This window comes from Nostoc sp. (assembly GCF_036916975.1).
Classification (GTDB): domain Bacteria; phylum Cyanobacteriota; class Cyanobacteriia; order Cyanobacteriales; family Nostocaceae; genus Nostoc.
Window position 1 is genome coordinate 69,526 of sequence record NZ_JBALFF010000093.1, and the last position, 20,409, is coordinate 89,934.

Sequence of the window (20,409 nt, forward strand, 5' to 3'; positions counted from 1 at the left end):
TCTCCATCAGCTGGCATCCCTTCATACTTTTCTCTTCCCTAAGATCAGTATTCACTACTACTTAAGAGCGATAAACTCATCTGTAACTTATACTAGTGTCGTGTTTTATGTAATTATAATGCAAGCAAGCACTTGCAAACGCTTATGGAAAACTTAGCATCTTAGTTTAATAACCAAACTATTAAATATCTGTACAAGCGTTATGTTGTGTAGTTTGGATAGTTACTGGACTCTAACATTGTCAAAGCTAAAATTACCCGAAAGGAGGCACTTAAATGTCCAAAATTATATTAATCGATACTAACAAAAAACCGCTAAACCCAATTCACCCAGCGCAAGCAAGGCAGTTATTAGGGAATAAGATTAGCACTTTGCCATTGCAGGAGGTAGGAGGTTCAGTTGATTAGTCTGCAACAAGATAAACCCTGTTTTTTCTTTCAGCTAAGGCACTGAGTTTATACTACCTAAAAAAAGTTTTATAAATTACACTTTAAAAATGATAGAACCTAAGTAATGTACAAAATAACCATAATGTGGTAAAGGAGATTTATTTTAGGTGATAGACAACGTGAGCGATCGCCCAAATACCCAAATATCGCAAATATATATTTGTCACCAACATCACAACAATGCTTTTTTAGCGAAAAGTAGATTGCCCAAGTCTAAATCCACAAGACGAGAAACCGAATATGTCGCATTCTGAGTTCCCTGATTCTACGCTGCCTGTTGAAAAAGAACAGCCTGCTAATGATTCTAGTCAAGAGTCGCAACCATTGCCAGAGCGATCGCCTAAGTCACCTCAAAAGCGGCGTTGGCCTCTGCTGTTGGGAATCGTCCTATTAATTGCAGGTGTTGGTATTGGTTGGCGCTGGTGGCACACTAGTAATACTAGCAATGCACCACCGGGCGGGCCTGGGGAAGGTCAACCTATGGCAATTCCTGTCAAGCTAGCAACTGTGCAAAGTGAAACTGTGCAGGAAAGCTCAGAGTTTATTGGCTCCTTAGAGGCTCCACTATCTGTACCAATTAAGCCACAGGTTGAAGGACGAATAACCCAGATTTTCATCAAAGAGGGCAACCGTGTTCAAAAAGGGCAAGTGATTATTAGCCTGCAAAGTGATGATGCCGAAGCCCAGTTACGACAAAAACAAGCAGCACTAGAACAAGCACAAGCAAGTCTTGCCGAACTCAAAGCAGGGACTCGAAGAGAAATAGTTTTCCAAGCCAAAGCCCAGCTAGATCAAGCCCAAGCAAAATATCAAGATGCTGTATCTGGATCGCTACCACAGCAAATTCAGCAGGCTGAAGCTCAAGTTAATTCCGCCAAATCCGATTTAGTACTAGCACAAGCACGAGCAACGCGATACGAACAATTAACAAAAGAAGGGGCAACTTCTCAAGATACCTTAGATGAATACCAGAAAAACAAAGCTAGTGCTGAAGCGGCGGTGGTTGCAGCTGAGAAAAACTTAGAGCAACTCCGCAAAAGCAGAACTGCTAATATCCAACAACTGGCTGCTGCCTTAGAACAGCAGAAACAGTACTATAGGCAGCAGGTAAACGGCAACCGCCCAGAAGATATTGCCCAGGGGCGATCGCAAGTAAGTCAAGCAGCGGCCCAAGTCCAAGCTGCCCAAGTCCAAGTACAATATACAAAAGTCCTTGCACCTTTCACTGGCATAGTTGGTAATATTCCAGCAAAGATAGGAGATTATGTACAAAAAGCAGATCAACTCACTACACTAACTAGAAACGACTCTTTAGAACTGAATTTTTCCGTTCCACAAGAAGATGCCAAAAAACTGCGTTTGGGATTAACAGTGCAAATGCTGAACGCCCAAGGCAAACCCATAGCAAGGGGTAAGGTAAGTTTCATCTCTCCAGATGTCAGTTCAGCGCTGGCAGTTTTAGTTAAAGCCAACTTTGGTAATTCTAGAAGTCAACTGATCAATGGCCAGTCAGTGCAAACCAAAGTGATTTGGAACCAACGTCTAGGAATTTTAATTCCAGTTACAGCAGTATCTCGCCTGGGTGGAGAGACTTTTGTGTTTGTAGCTCAAGCGCCAGCCCAAAACCCGAAACCTGGGGCACCTAACTTAGTAGCTCAACAAAAGCTCGTGAAATTGGGAGTTATTGAGGGGAATAATTATCAAGTTATCCAAGGACTAAAAGCTGGGGACAAAATTGTTGTTTCTGGCATTCTCAACCTAAGCAATGGCGTTCCCATCACTCCTGCACCGGAAGAAGTAGGTAGTCGGAATCCTTAGTTGAAGACGGGAGATGAGGGAGATGAGGGGGCAGGGGAGGCAGGGGAAGAAGAACTATTTATTGATCTATTGCCCAATGCCCCATGCCCAATTTTTTAATTCTTTATTAAGCGGCCAAGGTTTGCGTCAGTCTGTGCGTAAGTCATCCTTTTGAGATAGGACTTACGCACGAGTTACGGAATAACGAACCGCAGAGGCGCAGAGGACACAGAGAAAAGAGTGCTTTATTTCAGCAATCTTAGTCCACTGAGGGTAACTAAGACTGTAGAACCTTCATGTCCAATCACGCCGATGGGTAGGTTAATATTGCCTAGAAAGTTGCCGACCAAAAGCAACATAATAAAACCCAACCCTACGACTATATTCTGTTTTACTATGGCTTGCGATCGCCTGCCCAAATGCATCGCCACCGCAATTTTTTCTAACCTGTCTGCCATCAGTACTATATCTGCGGTTTCTAAAGCGACATCGCTACCAGATACTCCCATCGCTATACCTACAGATGCTTGCGCTAGGGCTGGTGCATCATTAATTCCATCGCCTACCATTGCAACTGTTTGATATTGTTGCTGTAGACGGCGAATAACATCAAGCTTATCTTCTGGTAGAAGTTGAGCATACACCCGATCAATTCCTACTGCTTTGGCGACACTGTGAGCAGTTTCTGCGTTATCACCGGTTAACATGACAATTTGTTCAACTCCCAATTTCTTTAATCGGGTAATGGTTGCGGCTGCTTGCGATCTTACTTCATCTGCGATCGCAATTATACCCATCACCTCTGCTTGTGGGGAGGGGGTGGGGTTCTTCGCTACCCAAACCACAGTTTTACCTTCTTGCTCTAAAGATTGAGCCATTGTTCGCAATTCTTCAGGTAAATTTGCCACATACTGCTGCACAAAAACGGCATTCCCTACAATTACCTGTTTTTCTTGGGCGATTCCCACAATTCCCTGTCCCGGTATGGCTTGTACTTGAACTGCACTAATCCAATCCAAATCACTAGCCGCCTGTACAATTGCCTTACCGATGGGATGTTCGGAAGATGATTCTACACTAGCAGCAGTTTTTAATACATCTTTTTGGGTGTATTTACTAAGTGAAATTACCTGGAATACTTGCACCTGTCCTGTTGTTAGAGTACCGGTTTTATCAAATGCGATCGCTCGGACTTTGCCAATTTTCTCTAACTGCGCCCCATTTTTAAACAAAATCCCCTGTCTTGCACCATTGGCGATTCCCGAAAGCAGGGTGGGCATAATTGCAGCCATCAACGCACAGGGAGAAGCCACTACCAGGAAAGTAAGGGCGCGATAAATCGTCGTTTCCCAATCCCAACCCCAGAGAAATGGCGGTAAAGTTGCTAGCAATATCCCGGCTACTACAATGACTTTTGCATATCCTTTCTCAAAGCGATCGATAAACTCTTGCGAAGGAGGTGCTTCTGTTTGCGCTTGTTCTACCAAACGAATCACACGCATAATCAAACTACTTTGGGCTGGTTTGTGTACCTTAATCTGCAATGCACCATAGCCGTTGAGTGTGCCGGCAAATACTTCTGCGCCCACGGTTTTCTCTACTGGTAAAGACTCGCCTGTAATTGCAGCTTGATTGAGGGTGCTGTAACCAGATAAAATTATCCCATCAGTAGGAATTAGCTCTCCGGGTTTGACGACAATCTCATCACCGACTTTTAGCTGACTAATAGGAATTTCTTCTTCCTTACCCTGAAGCAAAACCCTTGCTGTATCGGGTGTCAGGCTCATCAAACTCTTGATACTCCGCTCAGTTCGCGCCATTGCGTAGCCTTCTAGTGCGCCACTGATGGCAAAGATGAGTATCAAAATTGCCCCATCAATAATTAGATGATATTCTCTTCGCCATAAGCCAAGGCTAGCAGCACCAATCGCCGCCACAATCATCAGCAAATCTACATCGAGTTCTTTTTCTTTGAAAAGAGTAGTCAATCCTTCCCGCGCACTTTCGTAACCACCAATTACATAAGCAGCAGGTAGCAGCAGCAATGCTAATCCCAACCAACCGAGATGTAAGGCGAACCATCCGAGAAATAACAGTAAGCCACACACAAGGGCTGCTACAGTATCTGCGTGTTCTTTGGTGAATTGGCTAAAACGTTGGGGGTAGAGCATGAGATGTGAATTAACAGGGACTCTGTTAAGTTAAACCTTGACATTAATGTTAATGTCAAGGTTTATAATGATTTTGAAATGCAAAGGGGAGGCAGCGCGTTGCGGTGAATCCAGCGCTGTAGGCGGGTTTACCGCCGTAGGTGACTGGCTCTCCCGTTGTAGCGACTGCCGTCACGCTGAGGGAAGCGCAAAGGTACGCAGAGTTAAATTTTTATCTGGGTTCTGGGAGTGTTTTTCAAAAGCGGGATGTGGGTAAATGAGACGATTTAACTGTTAGCTTTAAAATTGCATTAATAGGTAGGAAAAAATCTATGCTAAAGCGAACAGGACTTACGCAAAAACTCTCTCAAACTCTTATTCCTCTGTGTCGCGCCAGTTGCTTCTCCCAAGGGGAGACGCTGCGCGAACAAGTCGGGGAACCCGCAAGGGCGCACTGGCTTCTCTGCGTCCTCTGCGGTTCGTTTTTTGGTCATTTTGCGTAAGTCCTAGCGAATATATATTGATAACTATTACAAAGAATTTTGCCGTTGTTGGAGTAAATCATGAACGCTGGTTGCTTAACTATTAAAGAACTTACCGATGCAGTAGGCGGCGGTTTAACTCCGCGGATGGTGCGACATTATCATCAATTAGGACTGTTACCGCAACCAGTGCGATCGCAGAGCAATTACCGTCTCTATACCAAAAAAGATGTTCTCCGGTTGCAACGGATTGTCGCACTCAAGCAGCAAGGGTTTCAGCTAAACCATATCCGCAATATTTTAGAGGTGGAACCAGAAGCCGACACAACTGTTAACCTCATGGGACAACTCCAGCTACAATATCGGGCGGTGATGCAACAAATTTCTCAACTGCGACAAACTGCATCAGCATTAGAAGGATTATTGGGGCGCGATCGCCATTGTCAAATTATGCAGGCGGAAGTTTTGGCACAACTCAAGTTACTTGATGTCGAAACTCAAGCTGGATTGGGGGGATTGGAAAATCTCTGGAGTGGTTTGGATGCCGAAATTCATACGCACTCGGAAGCTTTTTCAGAATCGCTACAAGGCTTATTACCTGATTTATCTAACCGTTCGGAAATTGAACAACATTTAATTTCTCAGTTGGTTTTGGCTTGTGGCGATGTCAGTTTAGTGTCCTTTGTTAAATTGAGTCGAGGTGCGATCGCAGCTAGTCGAGAAGCTTTATCTTCAAGCTGTCAAATTGTTGTCGATACCCAAACGGTTGCTGCTGCTTTAGATCAAACCCGATTACTTCACTTGGGATGCCACATTGAAACCTTGATTGATAATCCCCATATTACCACCGCCACAGAGGCAGAAGTTGCCTTTTGGCAGCATCGAGAATGGCGAGACAAAATGCTGCAAGTAAGTAATGGTTGTATCCTGGTAGTTGGTTATGCTCCCTCAGTACTTGTAGAAGTTTGTGAGGCGATTACCAACCAGAAAATTCAGCCTGCATTAATAATTGCAATGCCCATTGGCTTTAGCCATGCTCCCGCAGCCAAGCGACAACTGATGCAACAACAGATACCTTTTATTACAGTTGCAGGCACTTTGGGAGGTGGCGCTTTAGCTGCTACTGCCTTAAATGCCTTGGTGGAGTCATTGATTGATAAACCAGATTGTCATTGTTATCTCAATCAAAGTAATTCATAGTTACAAATTATCAATTTTTAGTAGCTCTAATCTTGCTGTTTTTTATAGAGAACATAAGATTTATTACGGTAAGCAACTGGCAGATATAGCTGATGTTGAATGCGAGTTACTAAATACGAAGCGTGATATTTTATTATTAATGCCTTAGCCTGGTCAGTTGTCAAATTATTGTAGCCGTCTGTAAGTAGTTTTTCATTAAATTGAGTTAATGGATCAACCCCATTAAAGTTACCACTTAAATCACGCATCCGTGAAAACCATTCTAATGTCCCAGTTTTAGTCTGAGCCATCAGCTTATATTTAGCAATAGTTGGACGCTCTGTCAGCCAGATAAAGTTAGCAAATTCAACCGGTGGAGATATGAATGTGGCATTTTTTGGAGTATTTTTTCGCACCCAAGCAGCCATATCTTTCCACTGCAAATCTACCTCCTGCACTTCGTCAGGAAAATTAAGTGTGGACTGAAAATATTTCTGAAAGTTATGGAATCCTTTGACAATGCTTATACTCAGGGCCAGACTACATAGAAATAACAACATTTTTTGTTGTTTTCTACTTGTGAAGATTTCATCCAAAGCACAGACAAACAAAAAGCAGGCGTTGAGGTGCAACATTACGTCACCTACGCGGAAAAGGTAATATTGTAGCAAGCTTCCTTGAGAGTCAAATGGAGCAATGACTACTCCTAGTAAATATGGGACTAGACTGATCAGCGTGAACTCAAATAATCCTATACGAGCTTCGTAATTTTCAAACTGTTCAGATAGCGCTTTAGTTGGACGCTTGAACCAAAGGACGCCAGCACTGCTTACAAGCATTACAAGGAAAAATATAGGAGTTATCCACCAATGTGCAGGCCATGATAAAGGATTCAAATGGTGGGGCATCCTGAGAAAGACATATATATAAGAAATCGATATAGGGCTTGTAGGGGTTGGATTGGACAACTCTTCGATTATCGCTTTTAAACCAAATACACTTGTTATCAGGTATAACGGAACAATAAACCCCAATTCTCGCATACTAGGAAAACGGGTTTTTCGTTTTAAAATCACCCATCCTAGTACAAATAAAGTTGCATAACCGCCTACCAAAACATGGAATGAAGTTCCTAGCCCTAACAAAAAAGCCGTCAGGCGATAACGTTTCCTTAGCATGAACGCTATGGCCAACAAAACCATAGCATAAGCAAATATCTTCGTTTCTAGCGCTCCTATAATCCTTTCTCCAGCAGCAACGCCTTGATTTCCTGAGAGAAACATTGCAACCGCCAACATCAGCAAAAGCAGATGCAATCCCAGTCTTCGACCTATGAGTACTAGTCCTGAAGCTATTAAGCTGTAGCAAAATAACCGTCCTATTATCGAACTAGCCAGAAACCCCCACTTTCCTATGCTCCAGCCAAATAAAGTTTGAAACAACACTCGATAAACAGGTGGTTGGTTAACAGACCAATCTCCTGGAACCCAGCTAGGATCAGCGAACTGTCTTGCTAAAGGTAAAGCGTCAATATCATTACTTGCCATGATATCAAACAACAATTCTTTGATACAGATTAATGCCAAGACTGCGATGATTTCTAATACTAGCCAACCCCTATCTGCTAAAGCTGATTTTTTGTCTAGATTTTGTTGATTTATGTCTGGCAATTTCAACATCTTAAAAAGACCTAAATTGTATAATAATTATTACACTATTTCAGTAAAACTTAAATTTGGCACTATACAATATACAGCACATTGCCAGGAGAATGAGGTACACAAGCTCAGTCTATTACCCAGGTATAAGGCTTGTTTTACTCCTGAATTATGCTGTATTTAATATGTTTATAGCGATTCTTATTTCAATGGTTACTGGTTAGGGACACGGCAATGTCGTGTCCCTATGAGTATGTGTATTTGTCTGTGGTAATTATTGTTTTTGTACCTTACTCATGCGGGAACCGCTATATACTATCTTTATTAGACTTCTTGCATGAATCAGAAGCCCTCACCCTAAATCCCTATCCCAAGCTTGGGAGAGGGACTTTGAAATTCTCTCCCCAAATCCCAAAATTGGGATTCGGGGTTGGGGGATGAGGGCTAGTTTTGCATTCGTGCAAGAGGTCTATTATTTAGCTAATTTTTCAAGCATGACTCTGATTCAGTAAACCGAAAGCTAGGTATATAAAATAACATGTCATCCTAAAGTTTAGTTCAATAAATTTTGTCCAGCAAAGTAGAAACAGTTTAAGTCAAACCAAGTAAATAGTGACACAAATATTTACAATAACTGATAAGAAATATAACAGGGATGTATAATTAGCGCGTCTCCTGCATAATCCATAAAAAGATAATGATTAAGGCTGGCAGGCTTTCTATTTTTTAGTTTAATAAAGGGCTTATGTGGCAACAAGAAAAAAAAGATATTTCGATAGTCAGACTGGTATTATGGCTTACCTTGGCTACAACCCCTGTGGCAGCAAGTTTACTGGTGTTAAAACCCATGCTGGCACAATCGAAACCTGAAGCTCCCTCTTTTACACAGCCGCGAACAGTGCAGAATGGGGCGACAGTAAGGATTGATGGTTCTAGTAGCTTGGGTGCAATCAACCAAAGCTTGAAAGAGAATTTTGAAAAACAGTATTCTGGTGCAAAGGTTGAAGTTGCTGCTAACGGCACTGATACGGCACTGAAAGAATTGCTAGATGGCAAAATCGACATAGCCGCAATGGGGCGTGGGTTGACGCCAGCAGAAAAAGCCCAAGGACTAGAGCAAGTTCGCTTACGCCGTGAGAAGATTGCGATCGTGGTTGGTGCAGATAATCCTTTCAAAGGAAGCTTGACTAGTAAGCAATTCGCCCGGATTTTCCGGGGACAAATTACAAATTGGTCACAACTAGGAGCGCCTTCAGGGAAGATTCGGTTAATCGATCGCCCGAAGACGAGTGAGACTCGCAATACTTTTCGGACTTATCCAGCCTTCAAGAGTGCTGAATTTGCTACAGGGGCTAATACTACCCAACTAACTGAGGATAATACCGCAGAAATCATCAAACAACTGGGCAAAGACGGCATCAGCTATGTATTAGCTAACCAGGTGTCAAAATTGAAAGGTGTACGAGTTCTGCAATTAGATAAAGCCTTACCAGACGATCAGAAATATTCTTTCTCGCAACCTTTCGTTTACGTTTACAAAAAAAATCCGAGTTTAGGCATAGTAGATTTTCTCGGCTTTACCCTTGCACCCGCAGGAAAGCAGGCTATAGAACAAGGTAGAACTACAGAAGCCTCTGCGATCGCCACTAACATATTACAACCTGTCACGGCTTCCCCAGGTGGGCAAACAACACCTGCTGCTACGCCTTCCCCCACTGCAACTACTTCTGCATTTGCCGAACAGCCATTTGTCGCTCCTGTTCCAGCACAAACTAGTCCAATTGTCAATAGAGAAACACCATTTTGGTTGCTTTTACCTTTGTTTTTTGCTCCTGTAGCTGGAGCGTTCCTATGGTGGATTCTGGGAAAACGCCCATTGTCTACTGAGAAAACAGACAACTTACCAGAATCAGATCCTCGTCCACCCAGCCCAGAAGATGGAGAAATGGCAGTCATCAACGCCAGCACATCTCCCTCGATTAACAAAGCGATGCTTGAAGACCAAGCAGTGCCGCACTTGCAACAAGAAACCCCTGAGCGCACTCCTTTTAACATCTATGCTCAAACAGAATCTGACCTAGCCGAAAATGTGACTTCAGGGACATCCAATTTAGTCCGAGAGGGAACTAATGGCAGTTCTAATTCCTATGAAGAGACAACATCAAAGGCAGCTAATGGCTCAGAAAATAACAACTTGGGAGCCGCAGCTTTAAGTAATGGTGCGGCTCTAGCAACAGGCATCGGGGCGGCTAGCTGGTCTTCCTTTAATAATAAAGAAACAGAAAATCCAATTTCTGATCCAGTTCATGAAAGTAATTATGATCAGGCAAACAATCTTGAGTCTGATTCTGAGCAAATTGCCTGGGATTCTGATGAAATTGAATGGGACATAGAAGCCCCAGCAGCTGTAGTAAATACTTCATATCCTCACCTGCCTAATATTCCAGAAGAGGTATCTGAGGAGACAGCCCCACTACTAGAATTAGCAGATGTGCCAGAAGTAACATCTGATTTTGGATATTGGGACACAGAAATTAATGAAGATCGGATAGATGAACAACTTCAGGCAGAATTAAACTGGTTAGAGAGTATTACCTCAACTGAAGATATAGGCTCAGTAGATGAATTTCCCTTACCATCTGAGGAAGTAGCAGCCGATGGGGAACTATCAACTGGACAAACATCCTCACTGCTCGATTTGCCAGAATTATCAGAAGAAGATTTATTCAATGTGGTAGCAGACGCAGCTGAACCCACTGTCAATTTGCCAGAGTCAGAATCTCAAGCAGAGCCTACTGTTGAAGGAGGTATTGCTGAAAACTCCACAGATTTAGCGGGTGCTGCGGTAGCAGCAGGCGTAGGAATTTTAGGGTGGACTACCATTTCTGGATTAGATACTGAAAGAGAAACTGATACTACGGTTGACAATGTGCCGATTGCGGCCGAAACAGCTGTTAATTTAGTAGATGCAGAAGATGAGAGCAGTATTTTGCTCACACCGCATACTTCTACCTCGGCTCATGTTTCCTGGGAGATATCCGAAACCAATAAAGCAGCACTGCGTCAACAGGGCGGTTCTCAATTGGTAGTGCGGCTGTATGATGCAACTGGAATTGACTTGAGTTATGAAAGTCCCCACCTGTTACAGGAGTATGAATGTGACGAGACAGCACACGATCGCTTTGTAGAAATTCCCGTCAGCGATCGCGATTACATAGCTGAAATTGGCTATGTCGCTTATGGCGAGTACTGGTTATTCATCGCCCGTTCAGCGATCGTTCGTGTCTTCAGTCCAGTCGCTACAGATCAATCAGTTGATCGGGTGGCGATTGCTGATCAAACAGATATTCACTTCCCAGATGCTCAAGAAGAGATCGCCCAAGAAGAAAGCAGTCTTGTCCTCACACCTCGCACTTCTACATCGGCTGATGTCTCTTGGGAGATTTCCGAAACCAAGAAAGCAGCGCTGCGCCAACAGGGCGGCTCTCAATTGGTAGTGCGGCTGTATGATGCAACTGGGATTGACTTGAGTTATGAAAGTCCCCACCTGTTACAGGAGTATGAATGTGACGAGACAGCACACGATCGCTCTGTAGAAATTCCCGTCAGCGATCGCGATTACATAGCTGAAATTGGCTATGTCGCTGATGGCAATCGCTGGTTATTCATCACCCATTCAGCGATCGTTCGTGTCTTCAGTCCAGTGGCTACAGATCCTACCGTTAAAGATGTAGCCTTAGCAAGCCAAACACCTATTGTTCATACAGATTCCACCGTTGAAGATGTAGCCTTAGCAAACGAAACACCTATTGGTTTAGTAGATGTAGAAGAAGAGAGCAGTATTTTGCTCACACCCCGCACTCCCAAATGGGCTTATGTCTCTTGGCACATTTCCAAGGCTCAGAACGAAGCACTGCGACAACAGGGCGGCTCTCAATTGGTAGTGCGGCTGTATGATGTAACTGAGATTGACTTGAGTTATCAAAATCCCCAGCTTGTCCAGCAGTATGAATGTGAAGAGGTAACATGCGATCGCTTTGTCGCTATTCCCGTCAGCGATCGTGACTACATGATTGAAATTGGCTATATCGCCGATAGCGATGCCTACGGCGGTAAACTACGTTGGTTACTCATAGCCCGTTCATCTAATGTTCGGGTTTTCAATCGTTCCCACCAAGATTTTTGGTTTGTAGCTGATGCTGAGTTGATTATTCACGGAGCAACCCAACCAAATACAAGCGTAAACATTGGTGGCCATTCCGTCAAAATCAAACCCGATGGCACTTTCCACCTACGTCTTCCCTTTTCAGATGGTTTAATGGACTATCTGATAACGGTAGCTGCTGATGGGGCCACTAAAACTATCCATAAAAAGTTCTCCCAGGAAACTTCCGAAAGCTAGTAATTTCTTAAATTATCCCCTCAAACCCTATTCTCCCCTTTTTGGGGGAAAGGGGGATAGGGTTATTGAACCGCAACGCGAGAGTCATTTGTCATTTGTCATCGGTTGTGGTTCAAAAAAAATAAAACTGCTCTAATAATTGCGTATGAGATGCCCAAATCATTTTTTACTAGCGCTGTTCACTGTATTTCTATGCATAACCTTATCTCCTGTTTTGGCAAAACCTCCTGCTGTCTACTCTGCCATGCAAAATTTGACCGAGCAAGGGGAGTTGGGAAAACAAGCAAGTAGTGAATCCCCTACCTTCTCCTCCCTACTCCCCCTGAAAAGCGACTCATCCCAAACGCAAAGCTTAGTAGAACAGGGCAAAAAATTATACGACAGGGGACAGTTTACTGAAGCGGTCAAACTTTTGCAACAGGCTGCTGCTGCGTTTAAAACCTCTAGGGATGGATTACAAGAAGCGATGACGTTGAGTAATCTTTCCTTGGCTGATCAGCAACTTGGCTTGTGGGCTGAAGCAGAAGAAGCGATCGCTCAATCTTTAAAATTATTAGAATCAGGAGAAAATACTGGCACTTCTGGCGAGCGTTCCCAAATTATTGCACAAGCCCTAGATGTGCAAGGGCAGTTACAACTGGCACAAGGACAAGCAGAAACGGCTTTAACTACCTGGCAAAAAGCTGCTGATATTTATCAGCAAATAGGCGACAAGGTTAGATTAACTCGCAACCGGATTAACTCTACACAAGCTTTTCAAGCTTTAGGGCTTTACCTTCAGGCTAACAAAATTTTAAACGAAGTACAGCAAACCCTTACCAGCCTTCCCGACTCACTTATTGTAGCCACAGGGTTAGGTAGTCTTGGCAACGTCCGCCGAGTTGTCGGTGATTTAAACGTATCACGGTTGATATTGCAGAAAAGTTTAGCAGTGGCAAAGCGAGTCCAATCTCCAAAAGCGATCGCAGAGGCTCAACTCAGTTTAGGCAACACAGCCCGCGCCCAGCAAGACACTCAAGCAGCTTTACAATACTACCAAGAGGCTGCTGCTGTATCTGTTTCCTCCATCACCCGCATTCCGGCTCACCTAAACTTACTTAGTCTACTTCTGGAGAAAAAGCAAGATCGAGATGCGTTGGCGTTATCGTCTCAAATCCAGTCGGAAATTAGCAACTTGCCACCCAGCCGAACCTCAGTATATACTCGGATTAAATTTGCCCAAAATCTCACCCAATTAAAAGAAAAAAGTAGCATAGATACCCCCTCATGGCTGAACATTGCCCAGCAATTGTCCACCGCCATCGAGCAAGCGCAAAGCTTGCAAGACCGACGAGCAGAATCTTATGCTATGGGTAGTCTTGGTGAGTTATATGAAAAGACCAAGCAGTTTTCTGATGCTCAACAGCTTACCGATAAAGCTTTATTCATAGCCCAAAGTATTAATGCATCAGATATTGCTTATCAATGGCAATGGCAACTAGGACGCATACTGAAAAAAGAGGGAGATATTAAAGGCGCGATCGCATCTTATAATGTCGCCTATAAAACCCTTCAATCTCTGCGTGGTGATTTAGTAGCCATCAATCCAGACGTTCAGTTTTCCTTCCGAGAAAATATCGAACCAGTGTATCGAGAGTTAGTTGAATTGCTGTTGCGTTCTCCCCAAGGTAGCAGCGCTTCTGTTCCTTTTGAGAAGCTAGACCAACAAGACGCTTCTCTACTAAAGGCTAACGCTTTGCGATCGCCAGAACAGGGTATTAATCAAGACAATCTCAAGCTGGCTCGTGATGTAATTGAATCTCTGCAATTAGCAGAACTGGATAACTTCTTTCGGTCAGCCTGTTTAAATCCTACACAAGCACTTGACCCAGTGGTTGACAAAAAAGACCAACGAGCAGCAGTGATCTATCCAATTATTTTACCAGACCGCCTAGATGTTATCCTCAAATTGCCTAATCAAGACTTGCGCCACTACAAAACTGTAATAGCTCAAAGTGATGTGGAAAACACAATAGCAAAACTGCGGAAAAACTTACTAAATGTCACCGCAACGGCTCGGGTTAAGCAGCAGTCCCAACAAATATATGATTGGTTAATTCGACCAGCACAAACAGAGTTAGTCAATAGTGGGATAAAAACCTTAGTGTTTGTCCTAGATGGTGAATTGCGAAATATCCCGATGGCGGTTCTTTATGACAAACAGCAAGAAAAATATCTGCTAGAGAAATATGCGATCGCCTTAACACCAGGTTTGCAACTCCTCGATCCCAAACCTTTGCGACAGATACAGCTAAATGCTTTAACTGCTGGAGTCAGCGAAAAACGCCCAGTTGAAGGCAAAGAATTTCCCCAATTAGAAAATGTACCACGGGAATTAAAAGAAATCAAATCTGAGGTATCTAAGAGTGAAGAACTTTTAAATCAACAGTTTACCCAAACAAACCTGCAAAATAAGTTACAAACAGTTCCCTTCTCCGTGGTTCACCTAGCAACTCACGGTGAATTTAGTTCTGATGCTGACAAAACCTTTATTCTCACCTGGGATAAACTGGTTAAGGTCAAAGAATTTGATAATCTACTGCGAGTTAGTGACAAAAACCGATTTAGTGGCATTGAATTACTCGTCCTCAGTGCTTGTCAAACTGCTGAGGGAGACAAACGAGCAGCTTTGGGACTCGCTGGAATAGCTATGCGGGCGGGGGTACGTAGTACACTAGCAACATTGTGGTCAATAGACGATCGCTCCACCGCCGATGTCATGAGTGAGTTCTACCGACAGCTAAAGGCTGGGGTGAATAAAGCCCAGGCACTCCAGCGGGCCCAATTAGGTGTTTTTGCTAAAGAAAAAGCTCCATATTTCTGGGCACCCTATGTTTTAGTAGGCAACTGGCTTTGAGTTTGTAGTGGGGACTTCAGTCCCCAAAGGGTCTATCTATATTAGATAGAACTCAAGCCAGAAGCGCTATATCCTTAACCCCCTTCCCGACGCTCTAAGCAACGTGGATTAAACCAATTCGCAATTCGCAATTCGCAATTCGCAATTACGTTTTGTGACTCTTATTTAGACCCCGACACAAAACGTGTTGCCCTTCAAAGGCTAGGACTTAAACCCCCAAAGTTCGTTAAATAAAATGCAAAACCTTCATCAATTTAAGACTTACGCAAAAAGCAGTGAAAGCCTTGATTTACCGTAGGGGCAATTCATGAATTGCCCCTACATTTCCTACTTGATGCGTAAGTCCTACAATTATCTAGCTTACCTCTCCAATATATCGGAGAGGGATTGAGGGTGAGGTAAGCTTGGGATATAAAATTGTATGTTATTTAATTCTTGTTCCTAATGGGGAAAATTCAAAATCTCTCTCCTAAAAGGAAGAGAGAAATAGAAGTGAGGTTTTCCAGATTACCTGAATTGTCAAATTATATAACCTGGTTGTTCACAAACAAGAAGCAGGAGTAAGCCAGGAACTATGAGGCAAAACTTTCGGCGCATCAGCCGTGAGTACAACTTCACCTTTAGCATTTATCACCCACCCTTGCGCTTCCACAATCGGCGCTGGATTGGAACTCTTGGCCTGATTTGAATTTGTACTAACACGGTTTTCACCCTTTGGGTTGAGAGTTACCCAATCTAGTTGAACTGCATCAGGAGTAAGGGGTTCAGTTCTGGGGTTGGGTGGTAAGCCGCCGCGTCCGGTGATCGTAAAACTGTTTTGATTTTCAGCAGTACGGACTTGACAGGATTGCGACACTTTGGTATCAACTGGTACAGATGGTAAGTTAATTAATCCTTGAAAAGGGTCAACATCGAGCGTGTTGATATTTACAATGCCGCTTAAATTAGGTCTTGTTTGGGAAACTGCCGTAATATCATTTGTCTGAAGTTGACGCGGATCTAAATCCGTAGGGCGCAACTTTTTAAGGTCTTCGCTACTTAGTGGTGCAATGCCAAAAATATTAGTAGCTTTAATTGTGACGCTCCCACCACTACCACTAAATGCATTAGCGGTGATGTCGCTGTTTTCATTTGGTGTGGTGACAATGAAACCCTTAGGGATATTGATGTTAATATTACCGCCATTTCCACCAGCCCCACTAGTACCTGCTGAGGTAGAAATCTGACTGTTACGACGCAGTAACAATAAGTCTTGCAAGTTCAGCGTAATATTGCCACCATCACCGGAGTTAGCTTGCCCAATCAGCTTACCTTGCTCATCCAATTTAATAGAACGAGCGGTGATTTCCAAATCCCCTGCCTTATTTGTGCCTTGACTACTCACAGTTATGTCAGCGTTATTTAAGACATTTAATTCTCCAGTGTTAACTATAATGCTTCCCCCCGCTCCTGTAGATTCAGCAGAAGTAGAAGCTGAAACCTGCGCTCCATCTTGAACAGTCAATTGCCCAGTTTCTATATTTAAGTTTCCGGCATTTCCAGTCGATTGAGTCCCAACAAATAAGCCGCTTCTACTCTCACCATTTCCTCCAATAAGTTGGATAGAGTCCCTGGCATTGACAGACACAGTTCCTCCCGCTCCTGTAGATTCAGGAGAAGTGGAAGCTGAAATTTTTGCTCCATCTTGAACAATCAATTGCCCAGTTTCAATCTTCAATTCTCCGGCATTTCCAGTACCTTGTGTTATGGTGAACAAGCCACTAGGTGTAGGTTTTTCACCTTCTATAATTGGGGAAGTTCCAATGAGTTGGATAGAGTCCCTGGCATTGACAAACAAAGTTCCTCCCCCTCCTGTAGATTGTAAAGAACTGGAAGCTGAAATCTGCGACCCATCTTGAACAATTAACCGCCCAGTTTCAATCCTTAAGTCTCCTGCATTTCCAGAGTTTGCTGTCTCAGTTAATAGACGGCTTCCTCCTGAAAGTTTTACTGACTCCGATGCGTTCACCCCTAATGTTCCTCCCGATTTTGAGACTAGGGCATCAACCGCAACATCTGAATTATCGAATGTAACGCGCCTGCCTTGTATTTGGACACCACCACCGCCTTCACCACTAGCACTTACTGTAGTTAGATTGGTAAGAGATACATCTGCTCGCGCTACACTCTCAGGAAAACTTAAGCGGAAATTGTTGTTATCAATGTTCAACCCTACTGTTCCCCCTGCTGCCAATCCTCCTAATTCGATTCGACCATCAGGAGCATACACGATCGCTCCTTCTAAATTCACATCGCCTCCCAATAGCACTAAATTCTGACTCTCAGGAACGAATAGAAATGCTTCATTGACTTGAATCGGGTTAACAGGCTGGGATGCAATTTGATTGAATAGAAATGCAGAAGGATTCACACTCAGCAAGGGGTTAAGCGGATTGACCGGTGAAGTCATGGAAAATTCTCCACCACCCGGAAACTGGATCGCACTAGCTGTTGTGCCGATAAATGAACCGTTAATATTTAATGTGGCATTTGCTCCAAATATGATGCCATTGGGATTCATTAAAAAGAAATTAGCTTTACCTTGAGTTTGAAGTGTTCCTTCGATGTCAGAGAGATTTCTCCCTGTAACTCGCACCAAAATATTGTTGATGGTAGGAGCGTTTTGGAAATTAACTACCTGGTCACTTGTAATACTAAAGTTGCTGAAACTATGGAATAAATTTGTATTGCCAACAGTTGTACCCCCTGTAATATCGAAGGTAGTGCCATCGATTCTTTGCTGCACTTGAGTTCCCACAGAGCGATCTGGAGTCACCTGAGCGGATGTGCGATCGCCTCCTTGTATTCCAATCGCACTCACTAGAATCACCAAGCAGGGCAACCCTAAGTGGCAACCGCGATCAAACCAACTTCTTAAATTCACAAAACTTATCTCCTAACCCTTGAAAGTTCATTCATTGCAAAACAGAACACCACTTTAGTAATGCTTGTGCGAACCTTTGTTTCTACTCCTCTCTAGGTAACTCTGCTAGAAGGTTAGGTTTTTGATTACTAATCTGCTGTGGTGACAGTAGTGACTGTATGAATTTTAAGACTTATGCACTTTACCAAAGAATCAGCCTGTATATCAACCTAAAACGTCTTTCAGCCTTTTGCAAATCGCCCTTTATTGCTTGTGTAGGCTAGCAATAAGGGACTGACAAATAAAAAAATAATTGTTTTGGTAAGCAGGGGGAACAGGGGGCTTAAACCCTTTTATTTACGGTAAATTGTTAGCAAAGGGAAGGTTAGGAGGTAGCCAAGCTAACTGCTGACTAAGATAAAATAGAGCACCAGTGTTTGCGTTATAGCTACAATAACTAGGAAGTCCCACACCCCCACCAATTACTGTTAGTTGTAGAGATTTTGTAGGATCAGAAAGTTTCATGCCCTGACTCGAAACTTTTGTTGATGGGAAAACATCAGTTGCAGAGTTAGTCAATTGAATATCATTCTCAAAAGCTTTAATAGAAGTCAAGGTGTCACCATCCTTACCACCAGTGAGAATATCATTACCAACTCCTCCTACTAAGGATAAGGAGTCATTACCCAGTCCACCTATTAGACTGTCATCGCCTTGAGAAGTTTTAGAGATGGCGTTAGTGCTGCTAATACTGCTAATAATAGGGGTATTAATTTTAAGAATATCGTCGTTAACTGAGAAATCTGTAATTGTATCAATACCCCCACCTGAGTAATACAAGACAAAGGTATCTCTACCACTACCACCAATGAGATAGTCATTACCACTTCCTCCCTCTAAGTAGTCATTACCTTGCCCACCTATTAGAGTGTCATTACCTCCATAGCCGTATATTTGATCGTTTCCTTGAGTCCCAACTAGATAATCGTTTGCAGCGGTGCCTTGAATAATTGCCACGTTCGTTACTCCGGGAGAAATTAGTGTTTATACTGATGATTTTAACTGGCAATTAGCATTACAGATTAGATTGGTAAAGAAACAAAATAAGGGAGCAACTAGAACAACAATTCCGTAATCAAAGCGCGAACCGTTCGTTTGTCTATACACAGTACAAGGGGAGTTTGGCTCCCCCAACTCTAGTAGGAAACTCTGCTGGGGAGTTAAATTTTTGATTCATGAAATATTACTATTAGCTATTGAAGGCACTATAGTAGTTGAATTCCAGTCAAGGTAACGAGGCAACCAGGCTATCTGCTGATTCAAATAAAATAGAGCACCACTACTTGCGTTATATGTAAAAATATTACCAGATTGGCTAGTGGTAATCGATCCGAGCGTTTGTGAACCACTTGTAAACTTAGTAGAGTTAATAGTACCATTTTCATCAACCACTTCATAATTGCTCAGAGATGATGGTGTACCGATAAGATACTGAGAGGAGCTAATCGTCGGGGTAGTAATTTTAAGAATATCGTCGTTAACAGAGAAGTCTGTAATTGTATCAATACCGCCACCTGAGTAATTCAGGACAAAGGTATCTCTACCACCACCACCAGTAAGATAGTCATTACCATTTCCTCCGTCTAAGTAGTCATTACCTAGCCCACCTATTAGAGTGTCATTACCTCCATAGCCGTATATTTGATCGTTTCCTTGAGTCCCAACTAGATAATCGTTTCCAGAGGTGCCCTGAATAAGTACCACGTTTCTCACTCCGATAATTTAGTGTTTCCACTGTTTATCTTAACTAGCAAATACCATGATTCATGATATTTTTAACAACTAAAAATACAGCTTGCTCTGATATACCTCATTTGATTAAAAAATGCTATAACTAGAACGCCCATTTTCTCCAACAAAACGTTCTATACCCATTAAAAACCCATCGGAGACAATGACAGGTTTATTGGTTGTAAGTAAGTAGGTCAAATTAAATATAAAACCTCACCCTCAATCCGGCTTTCCTCTCATTAATAAGCAGAGGGATTGAAGGTGAGATTTTATCTTATATTTAACTGCTGTCCGTGGGTTTAAGTCCCCCGCTTCTATCAAGCGGCAAGTTTTGTGGCGGGGTATCTCTTACAAAACAAAATTTACGTACAGCCCAAAGGGCCATGAAAACCGCGCAGCGTGCCGGAGGCTCTATTACGAATTACGAATTACGCTTACCTACTTATAATAAATTATTCCCGTGTTGATCCCAAAAAACCAATCATCACGGTTTTGCCAAATAGCAGCTAATATCGCTAACAATAAGTTGGGAATTAATATTTGCAGTTCTTATTCCACAAAAGTGTCATCAGAAGGCAATTCTGCTGATAAAAGTAGGCACTCTAATGGATTGTAGTTGAACAAAAGCAGTTCTCAACCCCAAATGATAAATATAAACCTGTTTTACCATAGCTTCAGGGTAGCTCAGGCTGCACATAATACT

The 20,409-nt window shown here is 42.9% G+C and carries 10 protein-coding genes and 1 pseudogene; 5 read left to right on the forward strand and 6 right to left on the reverse strand.

Features of this window, described 5'->3' with window-relative positions:
• Positions 1 to 275: 275 nt before the first annotated feature.
• The gene (locus V7K73_RS23420; RefSeq protein WP_334883551.1) at positions 276 to 407 is read left to right on the forward strand and encodes a hypothetical protein; all 132 of its coding nucleotides are present in this window, start codon (positions 276 to 278) and stop codon (positions 405 to 407) included.
• A 282-nt stretch (positions 408 to 689) separates the two neighbouring features.
• On the forward strand, positions 690 to 2,267 hold the full coding sequence (locus V7K73_RS23425; protein WP_334883508.1) for an efflux RND transporter periplasmic adaptor subunit: 1,578 nt from the start codon (positions 690 to 692) through the stop codon (positions 2,265 to 2,267).
• Positions 2,268 to 2,491: 224 nt separating this feature from the next.
• Here V7K73_RS23425 and V7K73_RS23430 read toward each other — a convergent pair whose 3' ends face one another.
• Positions 2,492 to 4,417, reverse strand: a complete 1,926-nt coding sequence (locus V7K73_RS23430; RefSeq protein ID WP_334883510.1) for a heavy metal translocating P-type ATPase — start codon at positions 4,415 to 4,417, stop codon at positions 2,492 to 2,494.
• Positions 4,418 to 4,959: 542 nt separating this feature from the next.
• Here V7K73_RS23430 and V7K73_RS23435 point away from each other — a divergent pair.
• On the forward strand, positions 4,960 to 6,078 hold the full coding sequence (locus V7K73_RS23435) for a precorrin-8X methylmutase (protein ID WP_334883512.1): 1,119 nt from the start codon (positions 4,960 to 4,962) through the stop codon (positions 6,076 to 6,078).
• Positions 6,079 to 6,104: 26 nt separating this feature from the next.
• Here V7K73_RS23435 and V7K73_RS23440 read toward each other — a convergent pair whose 3' ends face one another.
• Positions 6,105 to 7,736 carry a DUF6798 domain-containing protein gene (locus tag V7K73_RS23440; protein WP_334883514.1) on the reverse strand — a complete coding sequence of 544 codons (1,632 nt, stop codon included), beginning with the start codon at positions 7,734 to 7,736 and terminating at the stop codon, positions 6,105 to 6,107.
• Between the two features lie 724 nt (positions 7,737 to 8,460).
• Here V7K73_RS23440 and V7K73_RS23445 point away from each other — a divergent pair.
• Both V7K73_RS23445 and V7K73_RS23450 read left to right on the forward strand, forming a co-directional pair.
• Positions 8,461 to 12,117, forward strand: a complete 3,657-nt coding sequence (locus tag V7K73_RS23445) for a DUF4912 domain-containing protein (protein WP_334883516.1) — start codon at positions 8,461 to 8,463, stop codon at positions 12,115 to 12,117.
• Positions 12,118 to 12,331: 214 nt separating this feature from the next.
• Positions 12,332 to 15,013, forward strand: a complete 2,682-nt coding sequence (locus V7K73_RS23450) for a CHAT domain-containing protein (RefSeq protein ID WP_334883519.1) — start codon at positions 12,332 to 12,334, stop codon at positions 15,011 to 15,013.
• Positions 15,014 to 15,554: 541 nt separating this feature from the next.
• On the opposite strand, the gene V7K73_RS23455 is transcribed toward V7K73_RS23450, so the two are convergent.
• The 4 genes and pseudogenes from V7K73_RS23455 to V7K73_RS23470 all read right to left on the reverse strand — a co-directional run.
• Positions 15,555 to 17,936: a two-partner secretion domain-containing protein gene (locus tag V7K73_RS23455; RefSeq protein WP_334883520.1), complete on the reverse strand. Its 2,382-nt coding sequence runs from the start codon at positions 17,934 to 17,936 to the stop codon at positions 15,555 to 15,557.
• A gap of 336 nt (positions 17,937 to 18,272) precedes the next feature.
• A complete protein-coding gene (locus V7K73_RS23460) occupies positions 18,273 to 18,932 on the reverse strand; it encodes a calcium-binding protein (RefSeq protein WP_334883522.1) in 660 nt (219 codons plus the stop codon).
• A 216-nt stretch (positions 18,933 to 19,148) separates the two neighbouring features.
• On the reverse strand, positions 19,149 to 19,679 hold the full coding sequence (locus tag V7K73_RS23465) for a hypothetical protein (protein WP_334883524.1): 531 nt from the start codon (positions 19,677 to 19,679) through the stop codon (positions 19,149 to 19,151).
• A 474-nt stretch (positions 19,680 to 20,153) separates the two neighbouring features.
• Positions 20,154 to 20,330 (reverse strand): annotated as a pseudogene (locus V7K73_RS23470) (Uma2 family endonuclease); the annotation flags it as partial.
• Positions 20,331 to 20,409: the final 79 nt, after the last annotated feature.